The sequence below is a fragment of the Burkholderia sp. F1 genome (assembly GCF_050813845.1).
GTDB classification, from domain to species: domain Bacteria; phylum Pseudomonadota; class Gammaproteobacteria; order Burkholderiales; family Burkholderiaceae; genus Burkholderia; species Burkholderia ubonensis.
The window spans coordinates 2,886,221-2,908,299 of sequence record NZ_CP172421.1 but is presented as its reverse complement, the minus strand read 5'-3'; the positions used below and the strand labels follow the sequence as shown (position 1 = coordinate 2,908,299).

Annotated in this window: 21 protein-coding genes; 19 read left to right on the top strand and 2 right to left on the bottom strand. The window is 67.4% G+C overall.

The genetic code is table 11. From position 1 onward, the window contains the following. The first annotated feature begins 51 nt into the window (after positions 1-51). The 7 genes from ACFIMZ_RS13670 to ACFIMZ_RS13640 all read left to right on the top strand — a co-directional run bounded on the left by ACFIMZ_RS13670 (position 52) and on the right by ACFIMZ_RS13640 (position 7,759). Positions 52-870, top strand: coding sequence for an outer membrane lipoprotein-sorting protein (locus ACFIMZ_RS13670; protein WP_431819986.1), 819 nt, complete (start codon positions 52-54; stop codon positions 868-870). Positions 871-915: 45 nt separating this feature from the next. Further along, the gene (locus tag ACFIMZ_RS13665; RefSeq protein ID WP_431819985.1) at positions 916-1,752 is read left to right on the top strand and encodes a hypothetical protein; all 837 of its coding nucleotides are present in this window, start codon (positions 916-918) and stop codon (positions 1,750-1,752) included. Continuing rightward, complete coding sequence (locus tag ACFIMZ_RS13660; protein ID WP_431819984.1) at positions 1,749-3,446, top strand: cytochrome C; 1,698 nt, start codon at positions 1,749-1,751, stop codon at positions 3,444-3,446. The genes ACFIMZ_RS13665 and ACFIMZ_RS13660 overlap by 4 nt, the downstream gene beginning before the upstream one ends. 212 nt (positions 3,447-3,658) lie before the next feature. Further along, complete coding sequence (locus ACFIMZ_RS13655) at positions 3,659-4,987, top strand: cytochrome C (RefSeq protein WP_431819983.1); 1,329 nt, start codon at positions 3,659-3,661, stop codon at positions 4,985-4,987. A gap of 156 nt (positions 4,988-5,143) precedes the next feature. Beyond that, the gene (locus ACFIMZ_RS13650) at positions 5,144-5,815 is read left to right on the top strand and encodes a c-type cytochrome (RefSeq protein WP_431819982.1); all 672 of its coding nucleotides are present in this window, start codon (positions 5,144-5,146) and stop codon (positions 5,813-5,815) included. 81 nt (positions 5,816-5,896) lie between these two features. Next, a complete protein-coding gene (gene ccsB / locus ACFIMZ_RS13645) occupies positions 5,897-7,111 on the top strand; it encodes a c-type cytochrome biogenesis protein CcsB (protein WP_431819981.1) in 1,215 nt (404 codons plus the stop codon). Positions 7,112-7,249: 138 nt separating this feature from the next. Continuing rightward, positions 7,250-7,759 carry a DUF1269 domain-containing protein gene (locus ACFIMZ_RS13640; RefSeq protein ID WP_431819980.1) on the top strand — a complete coding sequence of 170 codons (510 nt, stop codon included), beginning with the start codon at positions 7,250-7,252 and terminating at the stop codon, positions 7,757-7,759. 115 nt (positions 7,760-7,874) lie between these two features. Here ACFIMZ_RS13640 and ACFIMZ_RS13635 read toward each other — a convergent pair whose 3' ends face one another. After that, entirely contained in the window at positions 7,875-8,507 is a 633-nt protein-coding gene (locus ACFIMZ_RS13635; RefSeq protein WP_431822493.1) for a lytic transglycosylase domain-containing protein, read from the bottom strand. A 556-nt stretch (positions 8,508-9,063) separates the two neighbouring features. Here ACFIMZ_RS13635 and ACFIMZ_RS13630 point away from each other — a divergent pair. After that, entirely contained in the window at positions 9,064-9,849 is a 786-nt protein-coding gene (locus ACFIMZ_RS13630; protein ID WP_431819979.1) for a response regulator, read from the top strand. Positions 9,850-9,860: 11 nt separating this feature from the next. On the opposite strand, the gene ACFIMZ_RS13625 is transcribed toward ACFIMZ_RS13630, so the two are convergent. Then, positions 9,861-10,994, bottom strand: a complete 1,134-nt coding sequence (locus ACFIMZ_RS13625; protein ID WP_431819978.1) for an ATP-binding protein — start codon at positions 10,992-10,994, stop codon at positions 9,861-9,863. A gap of 598 nt (positions 10,995-11,592) precedes the next feature. Here ACFIMZ_RS13625 and ACFIMZ_RS13620 point away from each other — a divergent pair. The 11 genes from ACFIMZ_RS13620 to ACFIMZ_RS13570 all read left to right on the top strand — a co-directional run bounded on the left by ACFIMZ_RS13620 (position 11,593) and on the right by ACFIMZ_RS13570 (position 22,077). Then, the gene (locus ACFIMZ_RS13620) at positions 11,593-12,177 is read left to right on the top strand and encodes an SCO family protein (protein ID WP_431822492.1); all 585 of its coding nucleotides are present in this window, start codon (positions 11,593-11,595) and stop codon (positions 12,175-12,177) included. A gap of 90 nt (positions 12,178-12,267) precedes the next feature. After that, entirely contained in the window at positions 12,268-12,942 is a 675-nt protein-coding gene (locus ACFIMZ_RS13615) for a response regulator (protein ID WP_431819977.1), read from the top strand. Between the two features lie 183 nt (positions 12,943-13,125). After that, entirely contained in the window at positions 13,126-13,575 is a 450-nt protein-coding gene (gene gspG / locus ACFIMZ_RS13610) for a type II secretion system major pseudopilin GspG (RefSeq protein ID WP_431822491.1), read from the top strand. Between the two features lie 56 nt (positions 13,576-13,631). Then, positions 13,632-14,831 carry a type II secretion system F family protein gene (locus ACFIMZ_RS13605; RefSeq protein WP_431819976.1) on the top strand — a complete coding sequence of 400 codons (1,200 nt, stop codon included), beginning with the start codon at positions 13,632-13,634 and terminating at the stop codon, positions 14,829-14,831. A gap of 135 nt (positions 14,832-14,966) precedes the next feature. Beyond that, positions 14,967-16,571: a GspE/PulE family protein gene (locus ACFIMZ_RS13600; protein ID WP_431822490.1), complete on the top strand. Its 1,605-nt coding sequence runs from the start codon at positions 14,967-14,969 to the stop codon at positions 16,569-16,571. Continuing rightward, positions 16,552-17,457, top strand: coding sequence for a hypothetical protein (locus ACFIMZ_RS13595; RefSeq protein ID WP_431819975.1), 906 nt, complete (start codon positions 16,552-16,554; stop codon positions 17,455-17,457). The genes ACFIMZ_RS13600 and ACFIMZ_RS13595 overlap by 20 nt, the downstream gene beginning before the upstream one ends. Continuing rightward, on the top strand, positions 17,454-17,984 hold the full coding sequence (locus ACFIMZ_RS13590) for a hypothetical protein (protein ID WP_431819974.1): 531 nt from the start codon (positions 17,454-17,456) through the stop codon (positions 17,982-17,984). The genes ACFIMZ_RS13595 and ACFIMZ_RS13590 overlap by 4 nt, the downstream gene beginning before the upstream one ends. Beyond that, entirely contained in the window at positions 17,981-18,544 is a 564-nt protein-coding gene (locus ACFIMZ_RS13585) for a hypothetical protein (RefSeq protein WP_431819973.1), read from the top strand. Before ACFIMZ_RS13590 ends, ACFIMZ_RS13585 begins: the two co-directional genes overlap by 4 nt. Then, positions 18,541-19,185, top strand: a complete 645-nt coding sequence (locus tag ACFIMZ_RS13580) for a hypothetical protein (RefSeq protein WP_431819972.1) — start codon at positions 18,541-18,543, stop codon at positions 19,183-19,185. The genes ACFIMZ_RS13585 and ACFIMZ_RS13580 overlap by 4 nt, the downstream gene beginning before the upstream one ends. After that, positions 19,186-21,519 carry a secretin N-terminal domain-containing protein gene (locus ACFIMZ_RS13575; protein ID WP_431819971.1) on the top strand — a complete coding sequence of 778 codons (2,334 nt, stop codon included), beginning with the start codon at positions 19,186-19,188 and terminating at the stop codon, positions 21,517-21,519. It begins immediately after the preceding gene. A 3-nt stretch (positions 21,520-21,522) separates the two neighbouring features. Then, positions 21,523-22,077 (top strand): type II secretion system protein, encoded by a 555-nt coding sequence (locus ACFIMZ_RS13570; RefSeq protein WP_431819970.1) that lies wholly within the window; start codon positions 21,523-21,525, stop codon positions 22,075-22,077. Positions 22,078-22,079: the final 2 nt, after the last annotated feature.

Here is a 22,079-nt window from a genome sequence, read left to right as displayed (position 1 = left end):
GCATCCGGCCGCACGCTGGCGACAGGCGGCCCGCATGCGAGGAGAAAAGTCATGAACCGGTTTCTTTTCAAGTCGATTTCGGCGGCTTGCGCCGCCGGCTTTTTGGCTTGCAGCCATGCCGCACTCGCGGCATCGGCGGCGGGGAATGCACAGGCCGGATCGGCCTCGTATCTGAGCGCCGCGCAGATCGTCGAGCGCAACGTCGCGGCCCGCGGCGGGCTGCAGGCGTGGCGCGCGGTGTCGACGATGAAGATGACGGGGCAGCTCGATGCGGGCGGCAAGAAGAGCACCAGGCTGCCCTTCACGCTGACGCTGAAGCGTCCGCACAAGAGCCGGCTCGAGATCGTCTTCGAGCAGCAGACGGCGCTGCAGGTGTTCGACGGCGAGAAAGGCTGGACCGTGAGGCCATACCTCGGACGCAACGAGGTCGACCCCTATACGCCGGCGCAGCTCAAGTCCGCCGCGGCGTCGGCCGAACTCGACGGTCCGCTGATCGACTACGCGAACAAGGGTACGACGATCCAGGCGCTCGGCACCGAGCAGGTGGAAGGGCATCGCGCATACGTGCTGAAGCTGACGACGAAGGATGGCGGGCAGCGGCGCCTGTGGGTCGATGCGTCGACCTTCCTCGAACGGAAGATCGACGGCGAGCCGCGCGTGCTCGACGGCAAGACGCACAGCGTCGCCATCTTCTATCGCGATTACAAGAAGGAGAGCGGCGTCGTCGTGCCGCACACGCTCGAGACCGTCGTGAGCGGCGTCAAGCAGACGCGCAAGATCACGGTCGAGCATGTCGCGCTGAACGAGCCGGCCGACGATGCGATGTTCGGCAAGCCGTCGCTCACCGTCGCGAAGGCGGCGAGCCGCTAGCCGGCAGGCACTGGTCAGGCATCCGAACGGAGGGGGGAGGAGGCCATGAGACGAATCGAAGCGTGGGTGTTCGCCGGCTGCGTGACGGCAGCCTTGTGCGCGTGCGAGCAAATGCCGGGCCATGATCTGAGCGTGGACCAGATCATCGAGAAGAACGTCGCGGCGAGGGGCGGGCCCGACGCATGGCGCAAGATCCGGACGATGGTCTGGTCCGGCCATGTGGACAGCGCGAACGCGCCCGTGCGCGACATGCCGTTCATCCTCGCGATGAAACGTCCGAACAAGACGCGCTTCGAGATCACCGTGTTCGGCCAGAAGGGCGTGCGCGCATTCGATGGCCACGAAGGCTGGAAGCTCGGCGCGAATGCGGGCGGCGGCGCGAGCGTGCGGCCCTACACGATGGACGAGCTGGTGTCCGCGCGCGACGAGCAGGTGATCGACGGGCCGCTGATCGACCACGACGCGAAGGGCGTCGGCGTGGCGCTCGACGGCGTCGACCGGATCGACGGGCACAACGTGTACCGCCTGGCCGTGAAGCTGCCCTCCGGTGCGGTGCGCCACGTGTGGATCGACGCGCAGACGTTCCTGGACGTGAAGGCCGACCGCGAGGTGCGCGGGCCGCGCGGCGCGGTGACCGTCGACGTAAGCTACAGCGACTACCGGAACATCGACGGGCTGCGGATACCGCTCAGGATCGTCAGCGGCGCCGCGTCGTCGCCGAACAAGGACACGCTGATCATCGACAAGGTGTCGCTGAACCCGCCGCTCGACGATGCGATCTTCGCCAGGCCGGCCTCGACGGAGCGGCGCCGTCCGGTTTCGATCGATGCCGATGTGACGCCGCCGAAGTCGCGCACCAGCCGCCCGACGCCACGACCATGAACGGCATCCGGGGGCGGTTGCGAGCCCTCGCCAACGCTGGCCCGCTCGCGTCGCGCATGCTCGCGCGGGGCATGTTGCTGGCCGCGCTGATCGTGCCGGTGGGCGACGCGGCAGGCGGCGAGGCCACGGCGCGCGTCGCGCCGGCGGACGCGGGACAGGCGATCTTCCAGCGCGGCATCCTGGGCTCGGGCGAGCCGCTCGAAGCGGTGCACCAGGACGGCGTGCGCCTGCAAGGCGCCGCCGCCGCATGCATCAATTGCCATCGGCGCAGCGGCCTGGGCTCGAAGGAAGGCAACAACACGATCCCGCCGATCACGTGGCGCTACCTGGTCCATCCGCGCGCGCAAACCGCCGAGGACCTCGACATTCCCTACGTTCCGGGCATGCGCACCGATCGCGAGCCGTACACGGAGGCACTGCTCGCGAGAGCCGTGCGCGACGGGATCGATTCCGAAGGCAAGCCGCTCGGCAGCCTGATGCCGCAGTACGCGCTCGGCGATGCCGACCTGGCCGCGCTGACCGGCTACCTGAAGCGCCTCGACCAGCGCAAGCCGTCGGGCGTGGCGGACACGGTGCTGCATTTCGCGACGATCGTCACGCCGGACGCGGACCCGGTGAAGCGGGCGGGCATGCTCGACGTGCTGCAGCACTACTTCGCGGACAAGAACGCGTTCCCGTTCGGCGCGACGCCGCCGCTGCGCTCGACGCGCAAGATGATGTTCATGGTCAATCGCCGCTGGGAACTGCACGTGTGGGAGCTCAAGGGGCCGCCGGATACATGGCATGAGCAGTTGCGACAGGATCTCGCGCGGCAGCCGGTGCTGGCCGTGGTGTCGGGACTCGGCGGCAGGAACTGGGCGCCGGTCCATGACTTCTGCGAAGAGGAGGCTGTGCCTTGCCTCTTTCCGAACGTCGAGGTGCCGGTCGAAACGGATCACGATTTCTATTCGGTGTACTTCTCGAAGGGGGTGCTGCTCGAGTCGGAGCTGATCGCGAAGCGCATTCTGGATGAGGCCGGCGCGCGACCGGCAACGAAAGCGGTGAAGACGGTCTGGCAGGTCTATCGCGCGGGCGACAACGGCGAGCGGGGCGCGCAAGCGCTGGCGGCCGCGCTGAAAGGGCGCGGCTTCGCGGTGTCGAACCACGCGCTTGCGCGCGGCGACAGCGTCGCGCACGCGCTGCGCCGGATGCCGCGCGACGACGTGCTCGTGCTGTGGCTGCGGCCGCCCGACATCGTGGCGCTCGACCACGTGCCGCCCGCGTCGGACACGGTCTTCATGTCAGGACTTCTCGGGGGGCTCGACAATACCCCGTTGCCGACGCGCTGGCGCGGCGTGACGCGCATCGCATATCCGTTCGACTTGCCGGAGGGGCGGCGCGTGCGCGTCGATTATGCGTTCGGCTGGTTCACGATCCGACAGATTCCGATGGTCGCGCCGCAAGTGCAGGCGGACACGTATCTCGCATGCGGCCTGCTCGCCGAGACGCTCGGCCATCTGGTCGACGCATTCGTGCGGGAGTACCTCGTCGAGCGCATCCAGGACATGCTCGAACGCCGCATCCTCACGGGCTACTACCCGCGTCTGACGCTTGCGCCCGGCCAGCGCTTCGCGTCGAAGGGCGGCTATATCGTCCGGTTCGCCGGGCCGGATCGCATGAAGCTCTCCGCCGACGGGGCCTGGATCGTCCCCTGAGCGGCTGCTGCGCCGCGATCGGGTAGAGATCAGCACGCGATAAGAGGGGATTGCCCCATGCCGGTTCCGCTTGGCGCGTCGCACAATGAAGACATCGCGCGACGTTCGCATGTCGCGCCGGAGCGGGGCGACACAGGGCGGTGGAGGGAATAGCGATGGCAAACTTCTTTGTCAGCCGTGGCGCGCGTCATCACCATATACGTCGCGGCTTGATGGTTGCGCTCGCAATGCTCGCCTTGCTGCAGTTTTCCGCCGCGCACGCGCTGCCGATCTTCGCGCGCCAGACCGGGCAAAGCTGCGTCGCATGTCATGCCGGCGGGCAATTTCCGGAACTCACGCCGTATGGGCGCCTGTTCAAGCTGAACGGCTATACGCTCGGCGAGCGCACGATTCCGCTCGCCGCGATGGCCGTCGGCGACCTGAGCACGACGAGGGCCAACAGCGACGCCAGCGGCAATCCGATCAATACCAAGAACGGCCAGCCGATCTTCGATTTCGCGAGCGTGTTCCTTGCCGGGAAGATCACCGACCATATCGGCGGCTTCGCGCAGTTCACCTATGCGAACTACGATCACCAGGACGGCAGCGGAAAATGGAAAGGCCACTGGGCATCGGACAACACCGACTTCCGCTTCGTCGACCGGATCATGTCCGCCGCGAACGACCTGATCCTCGGCGTGACGGTGCACAACAACCCGACCGTGCAGGACGTGTTCAACACCGCGCCGGCATGGGGCTATCCGTACATCTCGTCGACGATCAGCCCGGTTGCAAAGATCCCGAACCTGCCGGTGATCGAGGGAAGCCTCTCGATGCAGGCCGTCGGCACGGGCGCGTACCTGTACTGGAACAAGACGGTCTATGCCGAGCTGACCGCGTACAGCACGGCCGACGGCATCTGGTCGTTCCTGAGCCACGGGAACAAAGAGGGGAACCCGGACCATCCGCAGGTCTATCTGCGCGGCTACAACCCGTATGCGCGCATCGCGCTGACGCACGACTGGGGCCCTCATAGCCTGATGGTTGGCGCGTTCGGGTTCAGCGTCAACATCTATCCGAACGACCCGAACAATTTCCCGATCTTCGGCACGGGCGTCACGCGCTATCGCGACTATGGCTTCGACACGCAGTACCAATACCTGCTGGAGCCGCACACGATCACCGCGCAGGCGCGCTACGTGCGCGAGAACATTCACGACCCGAACAACTTCGTGCTGAGCGACAACACCTCGGCGAATCTCAACTCGCTGCGGCTCAAGGCGTCGTACATATACCAGAACAAATACGGCGTCAGTCTGTCGTTCTTCAACACGACAGGCACGCCGGACAGCACGCTGTACGCAGGCAGCGCGAACTTCCATCCGAACACGCAAGGCTGGACGCCGGAGATCTTCTGGATACCGGTTCAGTACGTGCGCGTCGGTCTGCAATACACGCACTTCACCAAGTTCCTCGGCGCGACGACCAACTACGACGGAAACGGGCGCAACGCGAGGGACAACGACACGCTGTTCCTGTACCTATGGGTCGCTTCGTTCTGACTTCCCGTCCGGCGTTTCCCGTGCGCGTGGCCGACTGGAGCACGCGCAACGGGAGGGCGGCGCGCATCTCGCATCGCGTGTCGATGCGCATGGGCACCGTCGCCGAACGGAATCGCTTCAGAGGGCGGCAAAAATTGCGGCAAGGAGGTTCGTGACATGAACAAGATGGCCCATATCGTGTCGCTTGCGATGCTGCTGGCCGGGTCGGCGTGCCACGACCTGGAGCGCTCGCGACAGGTCGACAATCCGGCCGTGGCGGGCAAGACCATCGCGCTGCAGGTGTGCTCGAACTGCCACGGCGCGACCGGCGTGTCGGTGTCGCCGATGTTTCCGAAGCTCGCCGGGCAGCGCAAGGAATACCTCGTCGATCAGCTGACGGACTTCAAGCTTCACACCCGGGCCGATCCGAATGCGAAGCGCTACATGTGGGGCTTCACGCACCTGACCGACGCGCAGATCGACGAGCTCGCCACGTATTTCTCCAGCCAGAGCGCGACGCTGGGCGACGCCGGCGATCTCGCGCTGATCGGCGCGGGCAAGGCGATCTTCGAGGCGGGCCTGCCGGACAAGGGCGTGTCGGCGTGCATCGGCTGTCATGGCCAGCATGGCGAGGGCGTCAGCCGGTTTCCCCGCCTCGCCGGCCAGCATGCGGACTACGTGATCAAGCAGCTCAGGATCTTCCGCGAAACGGACACCCGGCCGCGAGGCACGGTCATGAAGGAGGTGTGCGCGAACATGTCGGAGCAGGACATGCGCGCGGTGGCCGCGTACGTCGAGGCGTTTCCGCCGGAGGCCGAGGCGTCGGCGGGGCCGCCCGCCGATCGATAAACATTTCAGTGCTTCGTCTCCCCCCGGGGCGGGGCGCTGCTTTTTATTCCTGCGGTACGCGGCTCAGTCACGGTGACGACGATGAAGATCATGCAATCCTCTCGCGCCGGCACAGCGCCGGCGCGCCAGGCGCGGCAGCGGCGACGGGCTGCCGAGCCGCTGTTTGCGCCGGACGGGGCACGCCCGTTCCTGTTGCGTCTCGGCGCCGTCGACTGGCTGTTTGCGATCGCGGTGCTGGCAGGCGCGGGCTTCGCACTGTCGCGCTACGCCGCGTTCATGAACGGCTACGACAAGGCGGTTCTGATCGGCACCGTCCCGGCGCTCGTCACGCTCGGCTGGCGCTGGAAGCCGGCCCGGCTGCTGATGGCGTCGATCGCGGTGCTGGCGCTGCTGTCGATCCAGATCTACCAGGGCGACCTGGCGCGCGCGGATTCGGCGTTCTTCCTCAAGTACTTCCTGTCGAGCCAGTCGGCGATCCTGTGGATGAGCGCGCTGTTCGTGCTCGCGACGGTGTTCTACTGGATCGGCACGCTCGCGCGTTCGGCGTCCGCCGCCGCGATCGGCCAGAAGCTCACCTGGGTCGCGGTGCTGATGGGCTTCACCGGGATGATGGTGCGCTGGTACGAGTCGTACCTGATCGGTACCGACGTCGGCCATATTCCGGTGTCGAACCTGTATGAAGTGTTCGTGCTGTTCAGCCTGATCACCGCGCTGCGCTACCTGTACTACGAAGGCCACTACGGCACACGCGCGCTCGGCGCGTTCGTGTTGCTGATCATCAGCGCGGCGGTCGGCTTCCTGCTGTGGTATTCGATCGCGCGCGACGCGCAGCAGATCCAGCCGCTCGTGCCGGCGCTGCAGAGCTGGTGGATGAAGATCCACGTGCCGGCGAACTTCATCGGCTACGGCAGCTTCGCGCTGTCGGCGATGGTGTCGGTCGCGTACCTGATGAAGGAGCGGGGCGTGCTCGCCGACCGCCTGCCGGCGCGCGAGGTGCTCGACGACGTGATGTACAAGTCGATCGCGGTCGGCTTCGCGTTCTTCACGATCGCGACGATCCTGGGCGCGCTGTGGGCGGCCGAGGCGTGGGGCGGCTACTGGAGCTGGGACCCGAAGGAGACCTGGGCGCTGATCGTGTGGCTGAACTACGCGGCGTGGCTGCACATGCGCCTGATGAAGGGCCTGCGCGGCACGCCGGCCGCATGGTGGGCGCTGACTGGCCTGATCGTCACGACGTTCGCGTTCCTCGGGGTCAACATGTTCCTGTCCGGGCTGCACAGCTACGGGCGGCTTTGAAGCGGCGCGCATGGCGCCGTCTACCGTGTTCTACCCATGCATGTCGGCGAAGGTTCCCACTTCAGGCGGGTTGCGCGCCGGACGAGAATGTCATCGGGTGCATCCGTGCATTCGTGACGCAAGGTAGGAGGAGGAGCCGTGAGACGCATCTATTTTCTGTTGCCGACGCCGCAGTGCGCGCATCTGATCGTGAACGAGCTTCTGTTGCAACGGGTCGAGTGGCGGCACATCCATGTCGTTGCAAACCACAACACCGTGCTTGACGGTTTGCCGACGGCGACACTGGCGCAGCGCAGCGACCTGCTTCCGTCGCTGGCGCGCGGCACGGCCGTCGGTTGCGCGACCGGGATGGTGATGGCGCTGCTCGCCCTGGTCTTTCCGCCGGCGGGCCTGCCGATTGCCGGCGGCGCCGTGGTGACGATCACGTTGTCCGGCGCCGGCTTCGGTGCATGGGCGGCGTCGATGATCGGCGTCGACGTGCCGAATACGCGCCTGAAGCGGTTCGAGGAAGGGATCGAACGCGGCGAGCTGCTGATGATGATCGACGTCGCGAAGGACCGCGTGCATGAAATCGAAGACCTGATCAAGCTTCATCACGCGGAGGCGCACCTCGAGGGCGAGGACCCGACCATTCCCGCGTTTCCTTGAGCGGCCGACCGGTGCGACGTGATACGCGTTGCCGGGCATTGCACCGGCAACGCTCGCGTTCGCACGGCATCCGCTGCGTCGCGATGCGTGGCGCGAGCGTCGGTATCGGCATCGGCTAGTTCACGGCGAGCAGCTTCTTGTAACGCGCGAGCACGCGCGGCACATAAACGCGCGTCTGCGGAAACGACGGAATGCGATAGCCGGCGCGGATCACCGCATTTTCTCCGGCGTGGTACGCGGCCAGCGTGAGCTCGACGTTCTCGTTGAACAGGTCGAGCAGGAATCTCAGGTATTGCGCGCCGGCCAGCACGTTGTCGCGCGGATTGAGCATGTCTCCGCGCGAAAAGCGTCGCGCGGTGTCGGGCATCAATTGCATGAGTCCGAGCGCGCCTTTGTCCGACACCGCCTTCGGGTTGTATCCGGACTCGACGTCGATCACCGCGCGCAGGAGTTCGGGGCGAACGCGAGACGCGAGGCTCGCTTCCTCGATCACGTCCGCGAACCGCGACAGCACGGCGCCGTCGGCCGGTTTCGACGATGCGCGCTGCGGGCCCGGTTCGGCGGCCGGCGCGCCCGCGACGATCACCTTCAGGCCAGGCTTGCCCGGCTCGTTCGTCAACACGATGACGCCGTTGCTTGCGACCGCACCGAATATCTCCGCACATGCGCAGCATGACCATGCTGCGCCGAGCCCCATGCATGCGGCGACGATGGCGTTTCCCAAGCGGGATGAAAGGCGGTGGTGCATCTTCCGGATCTCCTGCACCTGAATTGTGGTGTACGAAAAATCCGTGCTGCAATGGGGCACCTCCCTACACTTCGACACACGCATCGCCGGCCGCGATGGACAGTGCAAGTTTGTTACATCGGTAATCGGCGGTAATGGAAGTAAACCAGCGCCGATTACAATTCTTGCTGTGGGTCACAAGGCTTCTTCCTGTTTTAACGTTATTGCGATTCAATCATTTCCACTCGTTGCAAAAAACGAGGGGTAATTTCGCTATCCGTAGTCGCACTAATGCGGCAAAAAATTCAAAAGGATGCATTTCTGAAACATACCGGGGTCGCCCCGGGCGTTTCAGGGCGGCCGTATCGCGCCCAGGCTCCGGCTGGGGCTCGCAGGCCGGGCCGTGGCGCGAACCTTGCTCGATCGAGCGACATGACGGTCGGCCGCAGGAGAAATTGCATGGATAAATCAGGACTGGGAATGATGCCCAGCGAGCGTTGCCGGCCCTGCGGATACGACATGGCTATATCGGACATTTCGCAGTGACCGGGTTGGGGGGCAACCGGGAGTGGACGACGTGAACACCAAATGTCGCGTGGTAATTGCAGAGGACCACGATCTGCTAAGAAACGGCCTGCGCTCGATGCTGTGTGCGCAAGGCGATTATGAAGTCATCGGAGAGGCGAGGGACGGCAAGGAGGCGTGTCAGCAGGCGATCGCGCTTGCCCCGGACCTGATGCTGATCGACCTGTCGATGCGCGGGATGAACGGCATCGATGCCAGTGCAACGATCAAGCGGCGCTCGCCGCAGGTGCGGATCGTTGCCCTGACGGTGCATCAGAGCGAGGAGTATGTGCGCGAAGCGCTGCGTGCCGGCGTCGACGGCTACGTGCTCAAGGACGTCTCGTTCGAGGAGCTGCTGCTGGCGATGCGCACGGTCATGCAGGGCAAGAAGCACCTGAGCGCGGACGTGTACGGGTACATGGTCGATTCATTCGTGACCGGCCGCGAAATGCCCGCGCCGAAGACGGCCTGGGACATCCTGACCGCGCGCGAGCGCAGCGTGCTGAAGCTGATCGCCGAAGGGCGCACCAACCGGCAGGTCGGGCAGTACCTGAACCTGAGTCCGAAGACGATCGAGAAGTATCGCGCCAGCATGATGCACAAGCTCCATATCGCGAACCTGACGGAGCTGGTGCTCGTCGCGATGAACATGGGGCTGCTGACGTCGCTGGCGGCGAAGTGCGCGGAGCCCAATGCGAACGACGTGCACGCGCGCTCGACCGGCAACGGCAGTCAGGCGGGCGGCGCCGATGCGAGGGCGTCATTGCGCGAATATCCGCTCGGCGAAGCGGACGGCTGAACGCCGGCGCGTCACAGCATCCAGGTCGCCGAGACGAGCGTGCCGGTCGTGGCCGACGACCGGATCGAGAACGTGCCGCCGTGCGACTCGACGCGGTACTGCATGCCGATCAGGCCGAGGCCGGTCGTGCGCGCGTCTTCCGTCGCCAGCGGGTGATGCTCGTAGCCGACGCCGTCGTCCTGGATCGTCAGCAGCAGGCCGCCCGCGACGTGCTGCAGGCCGAGCGAGATTTCGCGGGCCTGCGCGTGCTTGACGATGTTGTTGAGCGCCTCCTGCGCGACCCGGAACATGTCCGCCTTCAGATGCTCGGGCACGTCGTCGTCGTCGACATCGCAATTGAACGTGACCGACAGCGTTTCCGTGTCGCGCTCGATGCGCCGGCACAACGAAGCCAATGCGGCAGGCAGGCCGAGCCGGTCGAGCATCAGCGGCCGCAGTTCCCCGCATATCTGCCGCACGTCGCCGATCGTCTCGCGGATTCGATGAATGGTGGCGTCGAGCAGGTTCTCGGCCTCGTCGATGTCGCCGCGGCGAAGGCGCATGAGCGCGTCCTCGTTCATCAGCTTGACGAGCGTCAAGGCCTGGCCGATGCCGTCATGCAGTTCCGAGCTCAGCCGATGGCGCTCCTTCTGCTGACCCAGCATCAGCCAGGTCTGGCAAGCGCGCGCATTGGCATCGAGCGATTCGGCCGGGCCGTGCTGCTTGAGCTCGAAGCTCAGCGGTTCCTCGAACAGCGTCAGCAGCATGCTGACGCCCGCGTTCCCGGCGGGGAGCGACTGCTGATGCAGCAGGAGCTGGACGGGATGGCCGGTTCGCCCGCAGAGCATCGCGCCGAACGAGTGAAACGGGGTGCGGGCGCTCGTCGACAATTCGTCTGCCAATTCGGCGTGGGTGTCGTCGGGCGCGATGTCGGCGAGGTGCTTGCCGACGAGATCGTCGTTCGAGTAGCCCAGGAGCGTCGCGGCGCTGCGATTCACCGACACGAAGACGCCGTCGGGCGTAAGAATGGCAAGCGCTGCCCCGCGCGCATCGGTGACGATGCCGGCGCCGCGATCGCCTGGACGGACCGCGCTGCGAAGCTTGCGCATCGCGTCGATCAGATCGAGCAGCCTGATCTGCGGTCCTTCGGGCTGGCGTTCACTCATGAGAGCTCCCGATGCTGCGTTATCAGGAAACCGTAAGATTGCTGTGATTCTAGGCCGCGACCGGCGCATGCAGCAATCGGGTGATTGCGGGGGCGTGGCGTGGGGGGCATCCCGGCTGCGAGCGACGGGTAATCCACCAAGCGGACTTACCCTACCGGCCTTTGGGGGGCGTCATCCAATGACCGTTGCGGACATATTCCGGACACTGCACGGACGAGGCGGAGAAGCCATCGCGGCCTCGCTTATCGCCAGGGAGACGGATATGAAAGGGACTGCGAAATCGACGGCGGGCGCATTCGTGCTCGCGGGCGCCGCGCTTGCCGCGACGGCGGCGTGGGGCGCGCCTGAAGAGAGCGCCGCCGGGAGCGTCATGGAGAGCGCGGTCGGAAGCGTGACCGAGGGCGCGGCGCAGAGCGCGACCGGGAATGTGACCAGCGACGCGGCCGAGGATGCTCAACGGAACGCCACCGGGAGCGCCACCGAGAACGATGCCGGGAGCATGATGGAGACGCCGGTCGAGCAGGCGCCCGCGACGGCTCCGGCGAACACCAACGGAAAAGCGTCCGACGAAGCCACCGAAAGCGCGATCGACAACGCGATCGGGAACGCCGCCGAAGGTGCCACCGAAAGCGCCACTGAAAGCGCCACCGGAGGCGCCGACATGCACATGCATCACGCTGTCGCGCCCGGCACGACGCACTCGATGGTCGACTATGCGGTGCCGCCGGTGGAGCTCGTGCGGGACGACGGCAAGACCGTGTCGCTGGTCGACGAACTGAACGACGGCCGGCCGGTGATCCTGACGTTCATCTACACCAGCTGCACGACCATCTGCCCGATGATCAGCCAGACGCTCGAGCGGTTGCAGGGCGAGCTCGGCAGCGACCGCGACAAGGTGCACATCGTGTCGATCTCGATCGACCCGGAAGAGGACACGCCTGCGCGGCTCCGGGCCTATGCGGCGAGATTCGAGGCCGGCCCCGAGTGGCAGCACTACACCGGCTCGGTCGACGCGAGCATCGCCGCGCAGCGCGCGTTCAACGTGTACCGCGGCGACAAGATGAATCACGCACCGGTTGCATTCCTGCGCGCCGCGCCGGGCAAGCAATGGATGCGCATCGACGGCTTTGCGACGCCGTCGGAGCTGCTTGACGCCTATCGCGACGTCGTCGCTTCCGACTAGCGCCCGTTCACGCCGATAACGGGCTTGCGCCGGCCGCGGGAAGGGCCGGGCGCGAGGCAGGCGCAACGCGTCCGGCAAGGAGCGACGAAATTGGACAAGAAGACTCGCGTGCTGGTGGTCGAGGACCAGCATCTGTTGCGCGTCGGCCTTTGCCGCATGGTTTCCGAGCTGGACGACTACTGCATCGTGGGCGAGGCGAGCGGCGGGTACGAGGCCTGCCGCCTCGCCGCGCTCACGCAGCCCGATCTGATCCTGATGGATCTGTCGATGCCGGGCGGCAGCGGCTTCGAGGCGATCGCGACGATCCGACGCGATGCGCCGCATGCGCGCATCATCGTGCTCACCGTTCACCGCAGCGAAGGTCACGTGCAGGAATCGTTCGCCGCCGGGGCGGCGGCCTACGTGGTCAAGGATTCGTCGTTCGCCGATCTGGTCCGCGAGATGCGTTTCGTGATGCAGGGCAAGTGCGTGGTCAGTCTCGACGCGTATCGATCCCGCGCATGCGCGCAGGGGCTGCGCGACGAGTCGGCTCACAAGGCGCGGTTGTGGAATGCGCTGACGAGCCGCGAGCGCACGGTGCTGCGGCTCGTCGTCGAAGGGCACACGAGCCGGCAGGTCGGCGAGTGCCTGAAGCTCAGCACGAAGACGGTGGAAAAGCATCGCGCGAACCTGATGCGCAAGCTCGGCATCGCGAACCTGGCTGGCCTCGTCCACTTCGCGATCGACATCGGCGTGCTCGCGCTGAGCGACGACGACCGGGTGTGAAAACCCGCCATAAACGGGTGGCGCAACTGGAGGGGCTTTACCCATGCCGATGGACGGCACTCCCTACTTCTGGCCCGTATCGACCTGAACAAGAATGCATTCAAAGGCTTCAGCGGCGCTGAAGCGGCGGGTCGATACAGGGAGAAAGCCGTGCGCGACGAATCGTCCTCGATCCAGCCCGGCATGCCGGGGCATGTGCGGCGTGGCGCCGGGCTTGCATGCCGCGCATGCGCGAGCCGCGGCTTCACGTTGCTCGAACTGCTCGTCGTGATGGTCATCATCGGCTTGCTCGCGGGACTCGTCGCGCCACGGTATTTCGAGCAGGTCGGCAAGTCGAACGTGAAGATCGCGCGCGCGCAGATCGTGTCGCTCGGCCAGGCCCTCGATCAGTACCGGCTCGATGTCGGTACCTATCCGACGACCGAAGAAGGTCTCGACGCGCTCGTGAACAAGCCGCAGAACGAGTCGCGGTGGAGCGGCCCCTATCTGCAGAAGGCCGTGCCGGTGGACCCGTGGGATCGTCCGTACCAGTATCGTTCGCCCGGCGAGCATGGCGACTACGACCTGTTTTCGCTCGGCAAGGACGGGCGCGGCGGCGGCACCGGCGAGAACGTGACGATCTCGTCGTGGTAGGGAGGCAGGGCGCGGCGGTCGCGCCTGCCGTGAGCGGACTTGCAAGGAGAGTCGACGTGAAGTTCGTGCTGCGTGTCTTCGATACGAGTGGCTCGGTCCAGACGCTTCGCCTCGACAGCGATTCACCGGCGAGCGCGACTGCGCTCGCGCGCTCGCGCGGCTTTCGCGTCGTGTCGGTGAGCGCGGACGCGCGGCGGCGGCGCGGCGCGAACCGGTTCGGGATGCCGGGCGCGCGCTTCAACGTCGAGCTGTTCGCGCGCGAGCTCGCGGCGCTGCTCGACGCGGGCGTCGGCGTCGTCGACGCGCTGCGCACGCTCGGCGGCAACGAGCGGCGCGAGGCGTCCGCGCAGGTGTATCGCGATCTGCTGCGGCAACTGGAAGAGGGGCAGTCGCTGTCCGCGGCGCTCGAGCATGCGAGCGACGTCTTCCCGCCGGTGCTGGTCGCGTGCGTGAAGGCGAGCGAGCAGACCGGCGGGCTCGCCGGCAGCCTGACGCGCTATTCGCGCAACAGCGCGACGCTGCACGAGCTGCGCGCGCGGGTGGTGTCGGCGGCGATCTATCCGACGGTCCTGCTGTTCGTCGGCGCGGCCGTCGTGCTGTTCCTGCTCGGCTTCGTCGTGCCCCGGTTCGCGTCGCTCCTCGAACACAGCGGGCGCGAACTGCCGCTGATGTCGCGCCTCCTGATGGCGTGGGGCGGCATGGTGCATGCGCACGGCGCCGGGCTGGGCGTCGGTCTCGCGGTGCTGGCCGTGGCGGCCGGCATCGCGTTGCGCCGGCCGGCGCTGCGGATCTGGATCGCAGATCGCCTGCTGGCGCTGCCCGGCATCGGCCAACACTTCCGCGTGTTTCGCCAGTCGCAGTTCTATCGCACGACGGCGATGCTGGTCGACGGCGGCATTCCCGCCGTCCGCGCGTTCGACCTCGCGCGCGGCCTGGTCGGCGGCGCGGACCGGGACGCGCTCGCGGGCGCGCTGCAGCAGGTGCGCAACGGCGCCCGGATCTCCGACGCATTCCAGCAGGCCGGCCTCGCGAACGCGATTGCGTACCGGCTGCTGACGGTGGCCGAGAAGACCGGCGGCCTCGGCCGCGTGCTCGACCGGATCGCCGCGTTCCAGGAAGCGCAGGTCGCGCGCACGATCGACCTGATCTCGCGGCTGATCGAGCCCGTGATGATGATCGTGATCGGCGTGGTCATCGGCGGCATCGTCGTGCTGATGTACCTGCCGATCTTCGAGATCGCGTCGAGCATTCAGTAGACCGTTTGGGGCACGCACGTGGATATCGTCACCACACCATCGGAAGCCCTCCCCGACGCGGGAGCCGAACTGCGCGACACGCTGCGCGCGCTCGCCGAGCGGCACGGTTCCGGCATTCGTGCGCTCGAGGAGCTGATGGCGCGCACGTCGCTCGGCGCGGACGAGCTGCGCATGCAGCTCGCCGAGCAATTCCGGATGAAGCCGATCGGCATGCGCGAGCTGAACCGGCTCGAACCGGATTTCGACGTGGTGTCGTTCGTCGATGCGTCGGCGCGGCTGTGCGTGTGTTTCCGCCACCCGGATGACGGCAACGGGTTGCTGTTCGCTGTCGCCGATCCGCTCGATGCGCGCACGCGCGGCTGGGTCGAGCACCGGATGCGCGCGCGGCCGGCGGTGCCGTACGGCTGGGCGCTCGCGAGCGCGGGCGACCTCAATGCGTATCTGACCGTGCGCGAGAAGGACGTGCGCGCGATGGACTCGCTCGCGTTCGACGATCCGATCCAGAGCACCGCCGATCCGGCGTCGCTCGCGCTGACGCTGCAGGGCATCAGCAGCGACGACAGCCCGGTGGTGCGGCTGCTCAACTCGACGATCTACGACGCGCTCAAGATGCTCGCGAGCGACATCCACCTCGAATGCCGCGCGAACGGGCTGATGATCAAGTGCCGCGTCGACGGCGTGCTCACCGTGGTCGGCCGCATCGACGGGCGCGACGTCGCGGACCAGGTGCTGTCGCGCGTGAAGGTGATTTCCGAGCTCGATATCGCGGAGCGCCGCGTGCCGCAGGACGGGCGCTTCAAGGCGCTGTACGCGGGGCGCGAGATCGATTTCCGCGTGTCGATCATGCCGAACCAGTTCGGCGAGGACGCGGTGCTGCGGATTCTCGACCGCTACCAGCTGTCGCAGGCCGCTGGCGGCCTGACGCTCGAGGCGCTCGGCTTCCAGCCGGCCGACACGCGCTTCATGCGCGCGATCGCGTCGATGCCGTACGGGATGCTGCTCGTCACGGGGCCGACCGGCAGCGGCAAGACCACGACGCTCTACGCGATTCTCACCGAGATCAACAACGGCCTCGAGAAGATCGTGACGATCGAGGACCCGGTCGAATACCAGCTCGGCGAAATCCTGCAGATTCCGGTGAACGAAGCGAAGGGCCTGACGTTCGCGCGCGGGCTGCGCTCGATCCTGCGGCACGACCCGGACAAGATCATGGTCGGCGAGATCCGCGATCCCGAAACCGCGCAGATCGCCGTGCAGGCCGCGCTGACCGGGCACCAGGTGTTCACGACCGTGCATGCGAACAACGTGTTCGACGTGATCGGCCGCTTCACGAACATGGAGGTCGATCCGTACAGCTTCGTGTCCGCGCTCAACGGCGTGGTCGCGCAGCGGCTGTTGCGCCAGTGCTGCACGGATTGCCTGACCGAGGACAAGGTCGACGCAGAGGCGCTCGTGCGCTCCGGCATCGACCCGGACGCGACCGGCAGCTACCTGTTTCGCCGTGGCGCGGGCTGTGCGATGTGCCGCGGCAGCGGCTATCGCGGACGGCGTGCGATCGCAGAGGCGTTGCGCATGAACGACGAGCTGCGGCAACTGCTGTCGGAGCGCGCGCCGCTCGGGCACATCAAGGCGGCGGCGCTGCGCTGCGGGATGACGACGCTGCGCTCGGCGGCGATCGAGCTGGTCAGGCGCGGCGAAACGACACTCGAGGAGATCAACCGTGTCACGATGGTTGAATAGTCCCGTTGCGATCGGCGTCGGCGCCCGCGAGGTCGTCGTCGGCGCCCGCACGCGCGCACGGTGGTATTTGCGCAAGCGCCCGCCGGTCGCCGAGCCGGTCAGCGTCGCGATTCCCGATGCGCAGTTCGGCACCGAGCCGGGCGTGCTCGACGCGCTGCGCGCCGCGCTTTCCGCCGCGCCCGGCGCAGCGCTGCAGGGCGGGGCGGCGCCGACCGAGGCGACAACCGCGGCGCCAAGCGCGGTGACAACAATGCGCAGCGCATACGTCGTGCTCGACGATTTCTGGTGCCACCACGCGATCCTGCGCGGCGACTTCCGCACGTTGCGCGTGCGCGAGCTCGAAGCGCTCGCGCTCGCGCATTTCTCGGACACCTGCGGGATCGACGGCGAAGCGCTGGTCGTGCGCGTGTGCGTGCAGCATGGCGGCCGCGCGCTGTTCGCGAGCGCGATGCCGCGCGCGCTGCATGACGGCATGCACGACGCGTGCGCCGCCAGTGCGATTCGCATCCGCAGCCTGCGAGCGTGTCTTCCGCAGTTGCTGAACCGGATCGCGGCGAGCTGCGAAGGCGATGCGCTGCTGCTGTTCGTCGCCGGCGAGCTGATGCAGGCGGTCGTGATCGAGCGCGGCGGCTGGGCCGCTTATGACGCGCAGCGCCTGTTTGCGGGCGATGCGGGCGACGCGGCGCGGCTCGCCGAACTCGCCGCGCAGCTGTTCGAGCGTTCGGCGACGCAAGCGGGCCTGAAGCGCGAGGACTGCCGGATCTACCTGTGCGGAATCGACATGGACCCCGCGCCGTTCGCCGCGCGTTTCGCGGCGGCGATCCGCCCGCCGCAGCCGGCCCTCGACGGGTCGCTCGCGCGTCGGCTGATGGAGGTGGCGCAATGATTCCGCTCGTCGATATCGACTTCGGCCGGCGTCGCGTGCGCACCGCGACGAGCGGCATGATCCTGCTGGCCGCCGCCGTCGTGCTGCTGATCGCGTGCGGCGCACGGCTGTGGCACGCATATGCGGAAAACGATCGCGCGCAGGCGGAGGTGGAGGCCGTCCGGCATCGGACGCTCGCGCAGCGGCACGTCCCGAAGCCGCTGCCGACCCCGGCGGCGAAGCTTGCGGAGAAGCAGGGCCAGGCGATCCTGCGCGAACTGACGGTGCCGTGGCAGGACCTCTTTTCGATCGTCGAGGATTATCCGGACCACGACGTCGCGCTGATCGGCATCGACCAGAACCCGGCGCAGAGCCAGATCCGCATCACCGCCGAGGCGAAGAACCTCGACGCGATGGTCGTCTACCTGAAGTATCTGCAGGCAAGCGCGCTGCTGCGCGAAGCGGTGCTCAACGATCACGTGATCGAGAGCAACGTGCCGGGAAAGCCGGTGCGATTCCAGATCACGGCCGTCTGGAGGAAGCCATGAATGCCGCCCGGTTGCGCGACTCGCTGCTCACGCTGCGCTACGAATTGCAGCGCGCGTTCGGTCTGCCGGGGCTCGTCGGCGTGCTGATGCTCGGCGCAGCGGCGATCCTGTACGCGGGCATCTCGAACGTGCAGGCCGACACGCGCGCGATGCGGGACCCGGCGGGGCTCGCGCGGGCGGCGCGCAGTCATCCGGCGGGCGAGCGCCATGCGGCGGCGGAGGCGATCGCGCTCGACGCGTTGCCCGACCTGTTCCCGCGCTTTTCGCAGAGCGCGGACGACATCGCGGCGATCTTCGCGCAGGCGCGCGACAGCCACCTGACGCTCGGGGCCGCCGAGTATCAGGTGACGACCGATTCGGGCGCGCATTTCGCGCGCTATCAGGTGCTGCTGCCCGTCAAGGACCAGTACGGCGCGATCCGTCAATTCCTCGCGCGGGTGCTCAACAACGTGCCGAATGCGGCGCTGCAGGAAATCCACGTCGAGCGTCCCGCCGTGAACGGCAACGTGCTCGACGCGCGCGTGCGTTTCGAGCTCATCTACCGGAGCGCGCAGCCATGAAGCCGCTCGCCGTGAAACCCGCTGCCGTCACCCGCATCGCGCTGGCGGTGTGCTGCATCGTCGGCGGCGGCATCGGGTATCGGATGCTGGTCGCGGCGTCGCCTGCGCCGGCGCCGCGCGCGGCGTTCGACCGCCTGCAGCGCGACGGCGCGCACGCGCGGCCGGTTACCGGGCATCGTGCGGCGCCGCCGCAAGCGGCCGTGCAAGCGGCGTCCGCGGCATCCGCATCTACGGCTGCCGTGGCGCCACGCGCACCGGTCGACACGACCACGCCCGCGGCGACGCCGCGGGAGAAGCTCGCCGCGTTGCGCGCGCCGGTGTCCGTCGAATCGGCGAACGATCCGTTCACCGCGTCGTCCTGGCTGCCGCCGCCACCCGTCGACGTGCCGCCGCCGCCCACGGCGCGCCCGGCGCCGCCGACGGCGCCCCCGGTGCCGTTCACCTACGTCGGCGAACTGGATGCGAAGGCGGAGAAGCCGCAGGTGTTTCTCAGCAACGGCGACCAGTTGCTGATCGTGTCGCCCGGCGACGTGATCGATGGCCAGTATCGTGTCGACTCCGTGTCGGCGTCGAACGTGGTGCTGACTTATCTGCCGCTGAACCAGATGCAGGTGGTGTCCATTCCAGTGGAGGGAAAGTAGATGAAAACCTCATGCACACGGGGTGCGCGCCGCGACGGGAACAGCGGCCCATCGACACGCCTCTCGCCTGCCACCACGTTCGATCCCCGGTGCGCGCCGGCGAGCCGGATCGCGACGAAACGCGCGCTGGCGATCGCCGTGGCGGCGCTCGCGTGCGGCGGTTGCGCGCACGTGCCGAACCTCCACGACGATCCGACCAACGCGCAGGTGAAAATCGACGCGATGCACGACCGCGACGCCGAAATCAACCCGCTCCTCGACAACGCCGACCGGTTGCGCCAGGAGAGCCAGTTCGACGCCGCGGCCCGGTCCGTCTATATGGCGACCGAGCTCGACCCGACCAGCGAGCGCGCCCGCAAGCTCGGCGCGATGATCGAGCAGGACCGCAAGCATCTGGCGATCCTGCAGGAAGCCGATCGGATGATGAAGCGCGGCTCGTATACGCAGGCGGCCGATCGTGTGCATCGCGTGCTGGTCGAGAACCCGGCCAACGCGATGGCGTTGCGGATGCAGCGGGAGCTCGACGAAAAACGCCGGCAGCAGCACGCGGAACGCGACGACAAGCTCGCGGCTTCGTCGATCATGCGCACGCCGGTGTCGCTGCAGTTCCGCGACGCGAACGTGCGGATGGTATTCGAGGCGCTGTCGCGCACGTCCGGACTGAACGTGATTTTCGACCGCGACGTGCGGGCCGACCTGAAGACGACGATCTTCGTGCAGAACGCGTCGCTGCAGGACACGGTCGACATGATCCTGTTGCAGAACCAGCTCGACAAGAAGCAGATGAACGCGAACACGCTGTTCATCTACCCGGCGACGCCGGCGAAGGAGCTCGAGTACCAGGAGCTCAAGGTGCGCACGTTCCAGTTGTCGAACGTCGACGCGAAGCAGATCCAGTCGCTGCTGAAGAACCTGCTGAAAGTGAAGGAAGTCGTGATCGACGAGCGCGCGAACACGGTGACGATTCGCGGCACGCCGGACATGATCAAGGTGGCCGACGAGATGATTGCCGCGCAGGACCTGCCGGAGCCGGAGGTGATGCTCGAGGTCGAGGTGCTGGAAGTGTCGCACGAGCGGATGTCGCAGCTCGGCATCAACTGGCCCAACTCGTTCACCGCGTCGACGCCGAGCACGGCGAATACCTGGGGCGCGCTGCACCATCTGCCGATCAATGCGCTGAATGTCAGCGGCCTGTCCGCCACCGCGGACTTCAAGCTCACGGATACCGATGCGAACCTGCTCGCGAGCCCGCGCATCCGCACGCGCAACAAGGAGAAGGCGCGCATCATGATCGGCGACAAGGTGCCGGTGATCTCGAGCTCGAGCACGCCGAGCACGAGCGGCCCGTCGTTCACGCAGATGATCCAGTACCTCGATGTCGGCATCAAGCTCGAAGTGGAGCCGCAGGTCTATCGCGACGGCGACGTCGGCATCAAGCTGAATCTCGAGGTCAGCAACATCACCAATACGATCTCGAGCGGCAATTCGCAAGGGCTGAGCTCGCTCGCGTATCAGATCGGCACGCGCAGCGCGTCGACGAGCCTGCGCCTTCAGGACGGCGAAACCCAGATCATGGGCGGGCTGATCTCGGACGAGGACCGCCGCAACGCGAACAAGGTGCCGGGCCTCGGGCAGCTGCCGTTGCTCGGCCGCTTGTTCTCGGATCACGGAGGCGATCACAAGAAGACCGAGATCGTGCTGCAGATCACGCCGCACATCGTCCGGCCGCAGGTCGCGGCGGACGCGGACACGCAGGAAGTGTGGTCGGGCACCGACGTCAACGTGCACGCCGACGAGCTGCGGCTCGATCCCGTGGCGCTGAACGCGGAAGCGCCCGCCGCGCCGGACGCGGCCGCGAGGCCCAAGGCGAGGCCGGTTCCCGGCAGCGTCGGCGGCGGGACGTCGGGCGCCAGTGCGGCGTCGGCATTGGGCGCGGCGGCGACCCGCGCGCTGCCGTCGCCGGAGACCGGCGCGTTCGGGCAGATGCCGGCCGCACCGCGCACGACGCCGCCGCCGGAGCCGTACGGCGGGCGTTTCTCGCGACAGCAGCCCGCGTTGCCCGCACCGGCGACGGCGCCTGCGAAGGGCGCGGAGGCCGCGCAAGGGGCGGCGCCCGCAGGCGGCGCGCCGCAAGCGGCCGAACCGGCGGGCAACGAAGCGGAACCGGCCGCGGGCGCCACCGTGACGCCGGTGCCTGCGGCACCCTCGGCACCCGCTGCGGCCGCGGCTCCGGCTGTGGCCCCGGCAGCTGCGCCGCCGCCTCCGACGCTGCAGATGCCGGCGGGCGACATCCCGAGCGATAACCCGCTGCACCCGATCCAGACCGGGAACTGAACCGTGGCCACCCGGAACGGCACGACGCGCGTCGGCGGCACGGGGCGTCACGCCCGGCGCGGCTTCACGCTGATCGAGATGGTGATCACGCTCGCGCTCGTGGGCATCCTCGCGCTCGCGATCATGCCGTTTTCCGAGCTGATCGTGCAGCGGCAGAAGGAGCAGGAGCTGAGCGCCGCGTTGCGCGAGATCCGCACCGCGCTCGACGCATACAAGGACGCGAGCGAGGCGGGGAAGATCGAGAAGGGCGCGGAGGCGTCCGGCTATCCGCCGTCGCTGGCCGTGCTCGTGACGGGCGTGAAGGACGCGCGGGATCCCAAGGGCGGCCTGCTGATGTTCCTGCGCCGCGTGCCGCGCGATCCGTTCTTCGCCGGCGACCCGGATACGCCGGCCGAGGAGACCTGGGACGTGCGCGCCTACGGCCAGCCGCCGGATCAGGCGGCCGGCGGGTCGTCCGGCGAATCGTCCGGGAGCGACGCGGCAGGCAAGGACGTGTTCGACGTGACGTCGAAATCCGCGCGCGTCGGCATCAACGGCATCCCGTACAGACAATGGTGACG

Excerpts from the sequence above, each read along its gene's own strand:
- ACFIMZ_RS13670 (WP_431819986.1), top strand. The coding sequence starts at position 52 with ATGAACCGGTTTCTTTTCAAGTCGATTTCGGCGGCTTGCGCCGCCGGC.
- ACFIMZ_RS13665 (WP_431819985.1), top strand. The coding sequence starts at position 916 with ATGAGACGAATCGAAGCGTGGGTGTTCGCCGGCTGCGTGACGGCAGCC.
- ACFIMZ_RS13660 (WP_431819984.1), top strand. The coding sequence starts at position 1,749 with ATGAACGGCATCCGGGGGCGGTTGCGAGCCCTCGCCAACGCTGGCCCG.
- ACFIMZ_RS13655 (WP_431819983.1), top strand. The coding sequence starts at position 3,659 with ATGGTTGCGCTCGCAATGCTCGCCTTGCTGCAGTTTTCCGCCGCGCAC.
- ACFIMZ_RS13650 (WP_431819982.1), top strand. The coding sequence starts at position 5,144 with ATGAACAAGATGGCCCATATCGTGTCGCTTGCGATGCTGCTGGCCGGG.
- ccsB (WP_431819981.1), top strand. The coding sequence starts at position 5,897 with ATGAAGATCATGCAATCCTCTCGCGCCGGCACAGCGCCGGCGCGCCAG.
- ACFIMZ_RS13635 (WP_431822493.1), bottom strand. The coding sequence starts at position 8,507 with ATGCACCACCGCCTTTCATCCCGCTTGGGAAACGCCATCGTCGCCGCA.
- ACFIMZ_RS13625 (WP_431819978.1), bottom strand. The coding sequence starts at position 10,994 with ATGAGTGAACGCCAGCCCGAAGGACCGCAGATCAGGCTGCTCGATCTG.
- gspG (WP_431822491.1), top strand. The coding sequence starts at position 13,126 with ATGCCGGGGCATGTGCGGCGTGGCGCCGGGCTTGCATGCCGCGCATGC.
- ACFIMZ_RS13600 (WP_431822490.1), top strand. The coding sequence starts at position 14,967 with ATGGCGCGCACGTCGCTCGGCGCGGACGAGCTGCGCATGCAGCTCGCC.
- ACFIMZ_RS13590 (WP_431819974.1), top strand. The coding sequence starts at position 17,454 with ATGATTCCGCTCGTCGATATCGACTTCGGCCGGCGTCGCGTGCGCACC.
- ACFIMZ_RS13585 (WP_431819973.1), top strand. The coding sequence starts at position 17,981 with ATGAATGCCGCCCGGTTGCGCGACTCGCTGCTCACGCTGCGCTACGAA.
- ACFIMZ_RS13580 (WP_431819972.1), top strand. The coding sequence starts at position 18,541 with ATGAAGCCGCTCGCCGTGAAACCCGCTGCCGTCACCCGCATCGCGCTG.
- ACFIMZ_RS13575 (WP_431819971.1), top strand. The coding sequence starts at position 19,186 with ATGAAAACCTCATGCACACGGGGTGCGCGCCGCGACGGGAACAGCGGC.